General features: G+C 43.9%; 13 protein-coding genes. 6 read left to right on the forward strand and 7 right to left on the reverse strand.

Annotated elements, in window-relative coordinates:
• Positions 1-52: 52 nt before the first annotated feature.
• From torA to torE, 3 genes are read right to left on the reverse strand one after another with little or no spacing between them, the layout of a single operon-like run.
• Positions 53-2,515: a trimethylamine-N-oxide reductase TorA gene (gene torA / locus KI743_RS16390; protein WP_150868913.1), complete on the reverse strand. Its 2,463-nt coding sequence runs from the start codon at positions 2,513-2,515 to the stop codon at positions 53-55.
• 24 nt (positions 2,516-2,539) lie between these two features.
• A complete protein-coding gene (gene torC, locus KI743_RS16395) occupies positions 2,540-3,721 on the reverse strand; it encodes a pentaheme c-type cytochrome TorC (RefSeq protein WP_032552120.1) in 1,182 nt (393 codons plus the stop codon).
• A gap of 49 nt (positions 3,722-3,770) precedes the next feature.
• Positions 3,771-3,953, reverse strand: a complete 183-nt coding sequence (gene torE, locus KI743_RS16400) for a trimethylamine N-oxide reductase system protein TorE (RefSeq protein ID WP_032552119.1) — start codon at positions 3,951-3,953, stop codon at positions 3,771-3,773.
• A gap of 437 nt (positions 3,954-4,390) precedes the next feature.
• Between torE and KI743_RS16405 the strand changes: the two genes are divergently transcribed.
• The gene (locus KI743_RS16405) at positions 4,391-5,185 is read left to right on the forward strand and encodes an ABC transporter permease (protein ID WP_152468994.1); all 795 of its coding nucleotides are present in this window, start codon (positions 4,391-4,393) and stop codon (positions 5,183-5,185) included.
• Positions 5,186-5,468: 283 nt separating this feature from the next.
• On the opposite strand, the gene focA is transcribed toward KI743_RS16405, so the two are convergent.
• Entirely contained in the window at positions 5,469-6,311 is an 843-nt protein-coding gene (gene focA / locus KI743_RS16410; RefSeq protein ID WP_285467309.1) for a formate transporter FocA, read from the reverse strand.
• 362 nt (positions 6,312-6,673) lie between these two features.
• Entirely contained in the window at positions 6,674-7,981 is a 1,308-nt protein-coding gene (locus KI743_RS16415) for an ATPase (protein ID WP_285467310.1), read from the reverse strand.
• Between the two features lie 262 nt (positions 7,982-8,243).
• On the opposite strand from KI743_RS16415, the gene KI743_RS16420 reads away from it, so the two are divergent.
• The 3 genes from KI743_RS16420 (at position 8,244) to KI743_RS16430 (ending at position 10,121) form a co-directional block, all read left to right on the forward strand.
• A complete protein-coding gene (locus KI743_RS16420) occupies positions 8,244-8,474 on the forward strand; it encodes a TIGR02647 family protein (RefSeq protein WP_032552115.1) in 231 nt (76 codons plus the stop codon).
• Positions 8,475-8,650: 176 nt separating this feature from the next.
• On the forward strand, positions 8,651-9,493 hold the full coding sequence (locus KI743_RS16425; protein ID WP_285467311.1) for an NAD-dependent epimerase/dehydratase family protein: 843 nt from the start codon (positions 8,651-8,653) through the stop codon (positions 9,491-9,493).
• Positions 9,486-10,121 carry a YdcF family protein gene (locus KI743_RS16430; protein ID WP_285467312.1) on the forward strand — a complete coding sequence of 212 codons (636 nt, stop codon included), beginning with the start codon at positions 9,486-9,488 and terminating at the stop codon, positions 10,119-10,121. The genes KI743_RS16425 and KI743_RS16430 overlap by 8 nt, the downstream gene beginning before the upstream one ends.
• A 114-nt stretch (positions 10,122-10,235) precedes the next feature.
• Here KI743_RS16430 and KI743_RS16435 read toward each other — a convergent pair whose 3' ends face one another.
• Both KI743_RS16435 and cysS read right to left on the reverse strand, forming a co-directional pair.
• Positions 10,236-10,814, reverse strand: a complete 579-nt coding sequence (locus tag KI743_RS16435; protein ID WP_032552112.1) for a thymidine kinase — start codon at positions 10,812-10,814, stop codon at positions 10,236-10,238.
• Positions 10,815-10,912: 98 nt separating this feature from the next.
• Positions 10,913-12,295: a cysteine--tRNA ligase gene (gene cysS / locus KI743_RS16440; RefSeq protein ID WP_032552111.1), complete on the reverse strand. Its 1,383-nt coding sequence runs from the start codon at positions 12,293-12,295 to the stop codon at positions 10,913-10,915.
• Positions 12,296-12,486: 191 nt separating this feature from the next.
• Here cysS and KI743_RS16445 point away from each other — a divergent pair, with 191 nt between their 5' ends.
• Together KI743_RS16445 and lpxH are read left to right on the forward strand one after the other, a co-directional pair.
• Positions 12,487-12,981: a peptidylprolyl isomerase gene (locus KI743_RS16445; protein WP_032552110.1), complete on the forward strand. Its 495-nt coding sequence runs from the start codon at positions 12,487-12,489 to the stop codon at positions 12,979-12,981.
• A gap of 80 nt (positions 12,982-13,061) precedes the next feature.
• Positions 13,062-13,805, forward strand: a complete 744-nt coding sequence (gene lpxH, locus KI743_RS16450) for a UDP-2,3-diacylglucosamine diphosphatase (protein WP_285467314.1) — start codon at positions 13,062-13,064, stop codon at positions 13,803-13,805.
• Positions 13,806-13,917: the final 112 nt, after the last annotated feature.

Raw genomic sequence — 13,917 nt, forward strand, 5'->3', positions numbered from 1 at the left:
AGCATCGCTTACAGGGGCTTTTAACTATCTTTCAGTGTTTACATCGAGTGCATTAAGCGACTTCGATTGGACCACCGAATGAAGTAACTGGAGGTAGCTTACCAGTGAACTTCTCAAAGTCGACAAGACATGTGTTTGCCGATGTCGCTTGAGCTAGCTCAGAAGAGCCAATATCTTGAGTCAGTGTGTTTGGATCGCCGTATGTATCTAGCGCGCCTACTTTCTCGTTCATTGGACCGTACCAAGCACCTTCTTCGATACGAACAACACCTGGAGCGTAGCTATCCATAAGAACAGCACCAGCCAGTAGTTGACCACGATCGTTGAATACGCGTACCACATCGCCATCTTTGATGCCTTTCTTCTTAGCATCTGTTGGGTTGATGTAGATTGGCTCACGACCTTGTACCGCGTAAGTCGCACGGAACTCTTCAGAATCACACATCTGAGAGTGCAGGCGCTTGTCTGGGTGACAAGATTGTAGCCAGTACGGGTGTTTGTCAGAGCCTGGACCACCGTGTGAACGTTCAGATTTCTCGAACCACATTGGGTGTTCTTGACAGTGCTCGTAGCCCATGTTGCCCACAGTACGGCTTGTGATTTCGATGAAACCAGAAGGTGTACCTAGTGCATTTATCTCTGGGTCTTCACGGAATGAAGCGTGACGAGTCCATGGCTTACCTTTACCGAAGTCTAGGAAACCTTTCTCCCAGAACTCAGCAAACTCTGGCATTTCGAAGCTGCCTTCGTTTGAAGCACGACACTCATCGTACAAAGACTTAATCCACTGCATTTCATCCATACCACGCGTGTAATCGTCGTAACGACCCCAACGCTTAGTTAGGCTAGACATAATCTCGAAGTCAGTCTTAGATTGGAACAGAGGATCCACCAGTTTGTGCATCGCGATCAGACCACGACCAGAGTATGCGCCGTAACCATCAATATCGTTACGTTCCCACTGAGTACATGCTGGAAGCACGATATCAGAGTGACGACACGTCGCTGTCCAAGTGAAGTCTACTGCGACAACAGTTTGTAGGCTCTTGAACGCTTTACGCATCTTGTTGCGATCTTGGTGGTGGTGCCACGGGTTGTTACCACTAAATACCATCATCTTGATGTCTGGCAGTGTTACCGTTGCGCCATTTGCCTTGATCTTCTTACCTGGCTCTAGCAGGCTATCAACCCAACGAGCAACTGGGATTACACGGCTGTAACCGTTGTAATCTGTGTTCGTGTGTTTCGGCTTCTGACCTTGGTCGATGTTCAGTGGGAATGAACCCGGAGCTGAGAAACCAGTTGAAGATACACCGATACCAGAGTAGTGATGGCCGTAAGAGATACCACCGCCAGGTAGACCAATTTGACCAACCATTGCTGCGATAACTGCACACATCCAGTAAGGCTGTTCACCGTGTTGTTGACGCTGAATACTCCAACCAACAAGAATCTGTGTACGACCGTTAACAAGCATCTTAGCAAAGTCACGGATTGAGTCCGCGCTTGCGCCACAGATAGCAGAAGCCCACTCAGGTGTCTTCTCAACTTTGTCTTTCGTCTCACCTTGAACGTACTTAATGAAGTCTTCAAAACCTAGACAGTAAGTCTCGATGAACTTCTTGTCGTATAAGCCTTCATTGTAAAGCACGTGAGCAACACCCAACATAAACGCCACGTCAGTTTGTGGGTTGATGTAGAACTGCTCGTTTTCTAGGTAACGACCTGTTTTGTTTTTCACAGGGTCAACAGAAACAACGTTGATCTCTTTGTTAGCTACTTTTTCTTTCAGTTGTTCTAGGTATGCGAACGACTCGTGAGTCTCACACGTCCAACCTACTTGAAGGTTCTTAACTGGATCGTTACCCCAAAGGATAATGTTGTCACTGTTTTCTAGGATAAGTTCCCAAGATGTACCTTGTGCATAAACTTCTGTAGAACCTAGCACGTAAGGCATGATTGTTTGACCAGCACCTGTTGAGTAGTCACCAATCTTCTTCACAGAGTAGCCGTGAAGTGCCATTGCACGTTGCATGTGGTTAGTACAGCTGTGGAACTGACCTGTTTGTCTCCAACCAGTTTGACCTGTGTGCAGCGCCCATGGGCCGTAATCTTTCTGTACGCGCTCAAGCTCGCGGTAAACAAGATCTAGTGCCTCATCCCAAGTCACACGGATAAAGCGGTTGTTACCACGTGTATCTGCGCTGTACTTGTGTTTTTTCAGCCAGTCTAGGCGAACCATAGGGTAACGCACACGTGATGGGCTGTAGATGATGCCTTTGATACCCTTCAACATCTCTGTTGGGTGTTTATCAATTTCTAATGGTTTGATCTCTTGAACCTTACCAGCGTAAACACGTGCACGGAATGCACCCCAGTGAGAACCTGAGACTTTCCACGTGCCGTCTGTTTCTGCTGCAGATGCAGAAGCCGACACTAATAGGCTTGGGCCCATAACTGATGCCGCACCTGTTGTCGCGACACCTTTCAGAAAACTTCTTCTTGTAATTGCCATTGTGTTACTCCAATTGACGTCTTATTAGTGATGGCCTTCAGAAAAATCTGATGAGTGCTTCTGTAGATACTTAAGAACAAGTGCTTCTGTATCAGTGTCGAAGTTAACGAATGCGATCATACCGTCTAGCATGCCTACCCAACCGTTAGCACTGAAGTGTGCTTCGTCTGGCTGAGAGTGACACGTTGAACAGTTAGACTGGTAAGCCTGACCTGCTGCATTCCAGATTGGATCGAAGTTATCAACCATAGACTCTTTCTTCATCCATAGTGCTAGGTTAACTTCTTCCCATGGAAGACCCGTTAGCTCATCTTCTTTCTTCTCACCAACAGTGATAACGTCGCTTTGAGACACTTCTTTGGTCAAGATTGCAGTAGAGATGTTCATACCGAAATCTTCTTGGATTACACGACCGAAGCCTTTCGCTTTACGCCAGCCGTCGATCTGAACCTTGATCATGTCGCCTTTTTCGTCGATCACTGCAACTTTACTTGCAGGGCTTAGTAGACCCGCTTCGACTGTCGCTGTTTCGTCTGTGTACATTGGTAGGTGGCGGATTGAGATCACGTCAGAACCGTTCGCATAAGAAGTGCTACCTGCAACTTGCTCAAGCTCACCAACGATACCGCTCGCTGATTCCATATCAAGTGGAAGGTTGTGCGCGATGCCTTTGTGACAGTCAACACAGCTTTGGTCACGCTCTGCTGCATTCTTCATTTGAATACGAGCAGTTGGACGCATGTTTTCGAAATCCATTGAGTCGTAGTTGTGACAGTTTTTACACTCTAGAGATTTGTTTGCAGAGAAACGATCCCATTCGTGTTTTGCCAACTCGATACGACGTGCTTCGAATTTTTCAGGTGTATCTAGGTCACCGAAAACTTGTGCGAATACTTCTTTAGATGCTTGCATCTTACGCGCGATTTTAGCTGTCCATTCGTGAGGAACGTGACAGTCTGGACAAGTTGCACGAACACCAGATGTGTTTTTCCAGTGAACCGTGTCTTGCAGTTCTACGTATACGTTGTCACGCATGGTGTGACAGCTGATACAAAATTCTTCCGTGTTAGTTGCTTCTAAAGCAGTGTTGAAACCACCCCAGAAGATAACACCCGCGATAAAACCACCCATGGTTAGTACACCAAGGCTGATGTGTACTGCAGGGCGTGTCATAGTGCGCCACAGTTTAACTAAAAATGACTTCATGATTAGCTCTCTTAAATATCTGTTCTAAAAAATGTTGTTGTGTGAGGCATTACATGCCGCCGTGAGCACCTGGAGGTCCAAATACGAACACTTGAAGCGCCCAAACTAGGAAGCCGTAACCACCTACAAAAGCAACACTCAACACAGGAAAGAGAACCACTGCGATGAAGAGGAATGACTTCCACTCCAACGAGCGCTTTTCGCCAGTTTCAATTTTATTAACATCACTCATACATTTTGCCTATTTTGTATTTAGTAATTTCGATAAGCCCATTCTAAGGGGCTAAAGTTCATCAGTATCTAGCAACAAATTTTAGACCATACTCAAAGTAGGGTTCAATCAAATCACCGCTCTTAACCCTTGCTAATCAATACTTTTTTGAGCTCATCCAGAGTTGTTTTCAGTTAAAGAAACATATTAAAAAGTATTAACAAATGTGAAGAATTAAGTAGATTAATCAGTTGTTAAATTGACACAAAAACCCAACAAACCAGTAACCAATTGTAACTTTTTACCTACTAAGTAGTAGCCAAATTAGACGCAAACAGCGAGATTTATGTGCAAATTTTGTTAAATATTTGCTGCAAAAACACGCTGTAATTTCATCAGGAGAAAATGAATTTGAGCGTCGTTTCAGATAGTATGGGAGGACTAAATAAGGAAGCTTTATGCAAGACGTTATTGATATTTCGTGGTGGCAGTTATTACTTTTTAGTTCACTACTGATTCTTCCCATCGGCATTAATCACCACTTCAAACTCGGTCTCGCGAGAGAAGCTAGTATCAGCATTGTTCGAATGGCTGTTCAGCTATTCCTCGTAGGTTTGTACCTCGAGTACCTCTTTGAGCTCGACAGTGTATGGATTAACCTTCTTTGGCTAAGCATCATGATCGTCGTGGGTGCAAGTTCGATTATTGAAAAAGCAAAGCTGCCAAGAAAATTGCTCTTGTTACCCATCGCAACCGGATTGTCCATTACCTGCATTCCTATCGTGCTTTTCATCTGCTTCTATATCATCAAACCAACGCCCTTATTTGGCGCGCAGTATTTGATACCTATCGCTGGCATGCTGCTTGGTAATAGTTTGAGTAGTAATATTGTGGCGCTACAAAACTTATTTGGTTCCTTTGAAACTCAAAAGTCGGAGTATGAAGCGGCAATAGCACTAGGAGCATCTCCAACCTACGCGTCAGCGCCGTTTGTTCGAAATGCAATGCAGAAGGCGATGTCTCCTATAATGGCCTCTATGGCGACGACAGGTCTTGTGACACTTCCCGGTATGATGACAGGCCAAATTTTAGGGGGCGCCTCCCCTATGATTGCCATTAAATATCAGTTAATGATCATGCTCGCCATCTTCATCATGATGAGTACATCGCTTGCGGTAGCTTTGAACCTTTCACTTAAAGCCGCTCTGACCAAAGAGGGGCGAGTGAAAGCAAAGATCAAAAATAATACTTGATCACCATTTTGATCCTTATAGATAGGGTTACTCACGGAATTTAAGACAGGTTATCCACAGAAACTGTGGATAACCAAATGCAACACCTGTGGCTCTGCCATATTTAAGTTATCAACAACCCAAATTAGTGCATCTCTCCCCTTTTCAAGGATATATAGAGATGCGTTACCGAACAGATGATTTTTTAGACGACTTCTGTGTGCCCTTTACGAGGTTGTTTGTCCACAATTAAAAACGGCCCACCGAAGTGAGCCGCTAGAAACTGTGATTAAGTATGTCAAAATCAGTCACGCAGATAGATCAACCAGTACCACATGCCGACAAAGATACCGCCGCCAATGATGTTGCCTAGTGTCACAGGCAGTAGGTTATTGATCAAAAAGTCCATCATATTTAGGTCAACGTAATCTGCTGGATTGGCTCCAGTCATGCTCCAGAACTCAGCTGGGGCAAACGTCTTAATACCGATAGCTAATGGTACTTGGAACATGTTGGCAATGCTGTGCTCAAAACCCGCCGACACAAACATCGCAACAGGTAGAATCATAACCGCAATTTTATCTGTGAGAGTGCGGCCACTGAATGTCATCCATACTGCAATACACACAAGCACATTACACATGATGCCCAACGCAACGGCTTGAATAAAGTCATGGTGAAGCTTGTGTTGAGAAATAGCCATGGCATTCAAACCCACTTGGCCATGATCAAACATGTATTGTTTGGTCAAAAGCATACAAGCCACCAACAACAGAGCACCAATCAGGTTACCGATGTAAACTGTCGCCCAGTTTTTGACTAGGGTTTTCCATGAAATCTTACCACTTGCTCTCGCTACCAACGTCAGTACCGAGCTGGTAAACAGTTCACCACCAGTCACAACCACTAGAATAAGACCAAGACTGAAGGCAAGACCACCAATTAAACGAGTAATGCCCCAAGGCAAGTCACCAGCCCCTGTCGTCACTATGGTATAGAAAACAAAAGCGATACCAATATGAATACCAGCAGAGATAGCCAATAAGAAAGATTTAATGGGATCTTTAGTTGCTTTACCTACGCCGATATCTGCAGCGCGCTCAGCCATTTGAGGCGGTAATAATGAGTCAAATTGATTTAGGTTCATGGTTGTTTACATTTTGAAACATGTCATCGGGAGCGCGATAATCCTCTCTTTTATTTTTTATTTCAAGTGCTAATTTTCACGCTATTTATCGTGATCCAGATCTCATTCAAAAAATGCATAGAATTTGGCTAAAAACATACGACTTTAGGATTAGCCGGAAGTCATCACTCAATTATCTCAAAAACCTCAACAACACAATAAATTAATTAAATTCAATAACTTATGAGATTCTGGACAAAAATACCATGCGCTAATTCGCTACCTAACCTCCTCCAAAAGGAAAATTTTGACGCAGATCAACAGAAAGTAAAAAAGCGCCCGAGGGCGCTTTTAGGATTGGATATAACTGTATTTGTTGGTCGCTACGAGTTTTCAACTTCTGCGACAGTTTCAACCTTTGATGCAGCTTCGTCGGCTGCCGGCGCAGTTACAGCTTCAACCGCTGGTTGTGCCACTGGCTCAGCTGCAGCTCCACTCGCCTGCACCTTCAAGCTCGATACCAAATCTTCGAGGCTCTTGATGTGAGCATCACTTTTTGAAATCTGTTCGGTCAGCAACTCAGTCTGCTTATTAGTATCCACAAGCTGTTGTGCCTGCTGTTGGTTTTCCGTTTCTAGTTTCGCTAACTTCGCCGTTAAAGCTTCAATTTCTTGAGTAAGCTCTGAAGTTAAATCTGAACTCTTTAGCTTTTTAATGCTAGCAACAATCTTTTCTGACTGAAGACGTAGTCCAACATCGCGGTAATCTTGCTCATTAACCGCTTTAGAGATGTTAAGTAACTGATTTTCTGCGTTCAGTACCGCTTGCTCAAACTTATCATCTTTAATGCTTGCGAGTAGTTTTACTTCGTGAGCAACACTACGCACGTGGTTCAGCTCAAACTCTGCTGCTGCAATCGCATCTTGGATGATCGACTTTTCACGTGGAGTTGCCTTAACCTTGCTTTCAGCGAGTTCAATTTGTGAAGTCGCTTTAGCAAAAGTCAGTGGCACCACCTCATGGAAGTCTTCATCTTCAAGCAGCTCTAACTTCTCTTTTAGTGGGACAATGTATTTCTTATGAGCCACTTTCACTTCAAGCACGCGAGCATTATTCAAAAACTCAACTTGCGCTTCTTGAGCATCTTCCAACTCATCCACTAGCACATAGTTAAATAGCTCTTTGTACTCTGAGTACAGACGTTTGTAGTTTGACTTAAACATCGTATCTGCACCCAATAGCTTCAAGTAATCCATTTGGGCTATAGAGTCAGCTAGTACTTGGTCTGCTTTATCTTTTAGCACCAGAATCGCTTCGTAGTTTGATTTCACCGTCTCTATTTTCTCATCAAACGCCTGTGCGTATGTTTGGCTTGAGAAGATAGAGTAGCTATCTGTAATCAATGTCTGGTCTTTTGCGATATCCGCGTAAATCTCTTGCGCGTCTGCCCACGCACCCAACAACTCTTTGTAGTTTTCAGGTGCATACAGTGCGTATTGTGAGTGCGCTTCTAGCTTAGTTTCCCATTCTGTGTAGGTTGTTTGAATTGAATCAAACGAACGTACTTCACTGGACGCTTGAACATCCTTATTCGTTGCTTGGCTCGTACCACTTTGATCTGCTGGCGTACTTTGACACCCAGCAACACCCAATAGCATACCCACCACTAAAGCTATCTTCTTGGCTCTCACTGACCTTTTCCTTTTTATATAATTCGCACCATCTCGGTGTCATTAGATTTTTGTCAGTCCAATATATTACAAGCGTCTCAAAATGAACATCACCCATTACCCAAATGAATATAATTCAGCCAATTTAATTAGAGACACCAAGCTATTCGTTGATTAAACACCCAATTTGGTATCAGTTATCAATTCTCTTGATTTCCTATTGCCTGCAATATCATTGCGCACTATTGTGAAACCAGAAGACATTAAAATTAATAGGTCAATTATGAAGTACACCACTGAACACATTGCAGATTTAAACCTTCTTCTTCAGTTTGATGTAAGCAGTGCCGCGACCGGCATTAAGGTGCATCAAGAAGCTTCTTCTGAAATGAAAGAAGCGGTACAACGTTTGTTCGACAAGGGCCTTTGTACTCAACCAGACGGCGGTTATCTCACTGACGAAGGTATTGAAACCGCAGAGCGTGCCGACAAACTATTACGCATTTTAAAATAAGTTCACATTTCCAGATTCAGACTCCATTCGCTTCGGCAATGGAGTTTTTTCGTTTATGGACTTTTCATTTTTTTACAAAGGTTTGTTAGGCTTAAAAGAAAGATTTTGACTTCCTGTAAGGTCAAATCACCAATCAATATTGCTAAGACCAACTACAGTAAGTAAGTGAGGAAATTATGGCATCTATATTAGTCCTAGGGGCTGGTTGGGTTGGCGCACCTTTAGCGGACCATTTAGCCCGCCACGGACACAACGTTGTCGCAACGAAAACAAGCTCGCAAGGTGTGGAAGAACTTAAACAGCAACAAATACACGGATTGGAATTTTGTTTTAGTGAAAATGCAGATACCGTTTCTCAACTCTATTCACTGTTACTTGAGAACAACATTGAGATCGTGATTGGCAGCTTCCCACCTGGATTTAGAAAGGGCTCAGGGAAAGCGTATGCACAGCAATGGCAGCAGTTAGTAGAAGCGAGCCAAAAAGCGAATATCAAAAAACTGATTATGGTGAGCTCTACTACTGTGTATCCAGAAAAGCCCGGAACCATTGATGAAAGTGACGCATCGCTAGCGGTCGCAAATACATCATCAACTTATTCGTTTTCTGACAACGCCAAGATCATGCTTACAGCTGAGCAATCTGTTATCGACTCTGGCATTGATTACACTGTGCTGCGTTTTAGTGGACTGATTGGCCCTAATCGCCACCCTTCTCGTTTTGCAAGCAAGCTAAAACAAGTGAGCTCTCAAGCACCGGCCAATATGCTGCACCTAGATGACGCGATTCGCAGTGTTGATTTCGCCATCACACAACTCCACAACCAAGTTGTCAATGTCACAACGCCTAACACGGTGAGCAAAGCCGAATTCTATGCCGCTGCGTTAAAGAGCGCGAACAGCAAAGAACCTCTTCCGCCAATTGTCGATACGCCAGATAAACGAGTCTCTTCAGAAAAGATCATTAGCTTAGGTTTCTCATTCAAATACAACTCTACCTTGGATGCCCTCGATGACTAAATTACACCGAGCTATTGACACTCTGTGGGATTATATGAGGGTCGGCGATACACCAGCACCCTCCGATTGTATCTTTGTTTTGTGTAGCAACGACACTCGTGTGGCTGAATACGCTGCACAACTGTACAAGCAAGGGATCGCTCCCTACATCGTTTTTTCTGGTGGCGTTGGGCGATTTACAGAAGGTCAATTCAGTCGCAGCGAAGCCGAGACATTTGCCGCGATAGCCCGTGACTGTGGTGTTCCCGATTCAGCAATTGTTCTCGAGACGCAAGCAAGTAATACCGGTGAAAATGTACGTTTTACCTATGACTTGCTGAAAAATAGAGGTGATATCCCTCAGCGACTGACCCTAGTTCAAAAGCCATTTATGGAGAAGCGAACCTACGCCACCTTCAAACAACAGTGGCCGGATAAAGACGCACAGATTACGGTTACTTCTCAATGGCAACACTGGGTTGATTACTACAATGAAGAGTTGCCCTTGGAGATGGTGTTAAGTGCATTAATAGCGGATTTCGAGCGTATCAAAGAGTACCCAAGATTAGGGTTCCAGATTGCCCTTCCCGTCCCAGAAGATGTGGAATCAGCCTATCAACAGCTTAAGAGTGTTGGATTTGAAGCTTAAGACGTTGGGTTCAAGGCCTAAGTAGACATTCTAATTACGTTATAGGATTAATATCCTTCGGATATAAAAAACGGTGGCTTTCGATAGCCACCGTTTTTATTTGTTCAACCGGGATTATTTGCCCAATGCTTCTTTGTAGTGCAGTCGGCATACAGAGACATATTTATCGTTGCCACCAATCGCAACCTGATCCCCTTCTGCAATCGCCACACCATGTTCATCGGTACGAATCACCATGTTCGCTTTGCGGCCACAGTGACAAATAGTTTTAAGCTCAACCAATTTATCTGCCCACGACAACAGGTATTTGCTACCTTCAAATAGCTCACCAAGGAAGTCGGTTCTCAAACCATAACACAGTACAGGAATGTTCAGCTTATCGACTACTTCAGTTAGTTGATAAACCTGCTCTTTCGATAGGAACTGACACTCGTCAATTAGAACACAGTGGCGCTTTTCCTCTTCGTTCAATGCAGCAATAGCTTGAAATAGGTTCGTATCCGCTTTGAACAACTGTGCTTCCGATTGAAGACCGATACGTGAACTTACTTTACCAACGCCGTAGCGATCATCTAACGCCGCAGTGAAGATTACGGGAGTCATCCCACGCTCTTGGTAATTAAAAGAAGACTGTAAGAGCGTTGTTGATTTACCCGCGTTCATCGCAGAGTAATAAAAATACATCTGAGCCACAGAAATATTCCTGTTAAATATAAATTGAGTATAAAAATAAGGGTGAAACTAGAATTTATGCTAGAAAAAAGGGCTGAAAATCAGCCCTTTTTATAAGATTACTTACGACGCCAAGTTGTGCCTTCAGGGCCGTCTTCTAAGATAATACCTAGCTCATTCAGCTTATCACGAGCAAGGTCGGCATTAGCCCAATCTTTAGAAGCGCGAGAATCGTTACGCAGTTTGATCAGCGCTTCGATTTCAGCCACTTCATCGTCATCGCCCGCACCACCTTGAAGGAAAGCTTCAGGCTCTTGGTGAAGAATACCAATAACATCAGCCAGTTCACGCATTAGAGCACCAAGCTCGCTTGCTTTCTCAAGGCTTTCTGTCTTCAAGCGGTTCACTTCACGCGCCATATCAAACAGTACAGAGTAAGCTTCTGGTGTGTTGAAGTCGTCATTCATCGCTGCGGTAAAGCGTGAAACGTACTCTTCGCCACCAGCTGGTGCAACAGTTAGGTCAAGACCACGCAGAGACGTGTATAGACGCTCAAGTGCAGAGCGTGCTTGGTTCAGGTTATCTTCACTGTAGTTTAACTGGCTACGGTAGTGACCAGACATTAGGAAGTAACGAACCGTTTCGGCATCGTAGTGACCCAGTACGTCACGAATCGTAAAGAAGTTACCTAGAGATTTAGACATCTTCTCTTTGTCGACCATTACCATGCCACTGTGCATCCATGTGTTTACATAGTCTGTACCATGTGCACAACAAGATTGCGCAATTTCGTTCTCATGGTGTGGGAACTGAAGGTCAGAACCGCCACCGTGAATGTCAAAGTGGTTGCCTAGGATTGAAGAGTTCATTGCTGAACACTCAATGTGCCAACCTGGACGGCCTGGACCCCATGGAGATTCCCATGTTGGTTCGCCCGGCTTAGACATCTTCCAAAGAACAAAGTCTAGTGGGCTGCGTTTCGCTGACTCAACATCAACACGAGCACCCGCTTGCAGCTGATCAAGGTCTTGCTTAGAAAGCTTGCCGTATTCGTCAAACTTCTTAACCTCAAACATTACGTCGCCGTTGCTTGCTACGTACGCGAAACCACGAGCAATCAAGGTTTCAACCAACTCGATGATTTCAGTGATGAATTCTGTCGCGCGAGGCTCAACATCTGGACGCTTCATGTTTAGCGCATCAAAGTCTGCGTGCATTTCGCCGATTAGACGTTCTGTTAACGAGTCACAAGATTCGCCATTTTCGTTTGCACGCTTGATGATTTTGTCATCGATGTCTGTGATGTTACGAACAAATGTTAGGTCATAGCCAAGGTAACGTAAGTAACGAGACACAACGTCAAAAGAGACGAAGGTACGGCCATGACCGATGTGACAGAGATCGTAAATGGTTACCCCACAGACATACATGCCGACTTTGCCAGCTGTAATTGGTTTGAATTCCTCTTTCTGTCTTGTGAGTGTGTTATATATCTTCAACATGATCTCTATCTATATTGTGGATGAATCGAAATAAGACTCGCAGTATAACAAGTCATTAGTTATTAGGTAATACCTTTCACCGCCAAATCGGCTAAACTCCTTGTTATCTATTGACGATTTCGTATTTTGAAACTCAATCAAACTAGGCTAGAATCGCCTTTCATATTAAAAAAGACAGTAAGGTAACAATCATGATCATCCTTCACACAAATTTTGGTGACATCAAAGTTCAACTAAACGAAGAAAAAGCACCAGAAACAAGCGCAAACTTCCTACAGTATTGCCGTGACGGTTTCTACGACAACACACTATTCCACCGTGTTATCGATGGTTTCATGATTCAAGGCGGCGGCATGACTTCTGGCCTTAAAGAAAAAGCAACTCGCGCGACTATCAAAAACGAAGCAAACAACGGCCTAAGCAACAAAGTAGGCACGCTAGCAATGGCTCGTACGATGGAACCGCACTCTGCAAGCTCTCAGTTCTTCATCAACGTTAATGACAACAAATTCCTAGATTTCCGTAGCGAAAGCCTAGACGGTTGGGGTTACTGTGTATTCGCTGAAGTAGTTGAAGGCATGGACGTAGTAAACCAAATTAAAGGTGTTAGCACTGGCTCTATGGGTATGCACCAAGACGTACCACTAGAAGAAGTGATCATCACTGGTACAACAATCGAAGCTTAATCTAGCCTTCGATTCGTATTCACCATTGATACATCAATAATTAGGACAAGGGAGCACTCGCTCCCTTTTTTTAAAACTGTATGAAAACATATTTTATCTCAGACCTGCACCTCACCCCTTCTCGACCAGACATTACCGAGTGCTTTTTTACATTCATGAAGAATGAAGCCGTCGAAGCCGATGCACTCTATGTATTAGGTGACCTTTTTGAGTTTTGGATTGGAGATGATGACACTAGCGACTTTGCAAAATCAATTCGCCAGACATTTATCGACTTAGTTGCTCAAGGTGTTCCTTGCTACTTTACCCAAGGTAATCGCGATTTCTTGGTTGGCAAGCGATTCGCCAAGCAAACGGGTGTAAAGCTTCTCGACGAAGTGGAAGTGATCGACATCTATGGGCAGAAGGCGGTGGTTCTCCATGGAGATACACTTTGCACTGAGGATGTTAAGTACCTTGCATTCAGAGAAAAAGTCCACCAGCCATGGCTACAGTGGGTATTCAATCGAATTCCTTTCTTCATTAAGAAGAAGATTGTTTCCAAAGTGCAGTCTGATATTAAAGACGATAAACAAACAAAGTCACTCGACATCATGGATGTCACCCAATCTGAAGTCGAGAAAGTGATGAAAGATAATCAGGTCGATCTGATGATTCACGGTCACACTCATCGACCAAATGTTCATCGTTTTACCAATGCCGAAAACCAAGAACAAACTCGAGTAGTGCTTGGTGATTGGTATACTCAAGGATCTGTTTTGGTCGTGACACCAGACGGGGTTGAGCTGCAATCGAGAAAGTTTAGCAACCGATTTCATAACTAAATCCGTCGTTTCATACGGATTATTATGATGCGTCAGACTTTCTATGATTGTATATGGTAATTTCCTCAGAATTAGCTATCATCAGTCTATTAAAACTAAACCGAACGCAATA

The sequence above is a fragment of the Vibrio sp. D420a genome (genome assembly GCF_030248625.1).
In the GTDB taxonomy this organism is placed as follows: Bacteria; Pseudomonadota; Gammaproteobacteria; order Enterobacterales; family Vibrionaceae; genus Vibrio; species Vibrio fortis_A.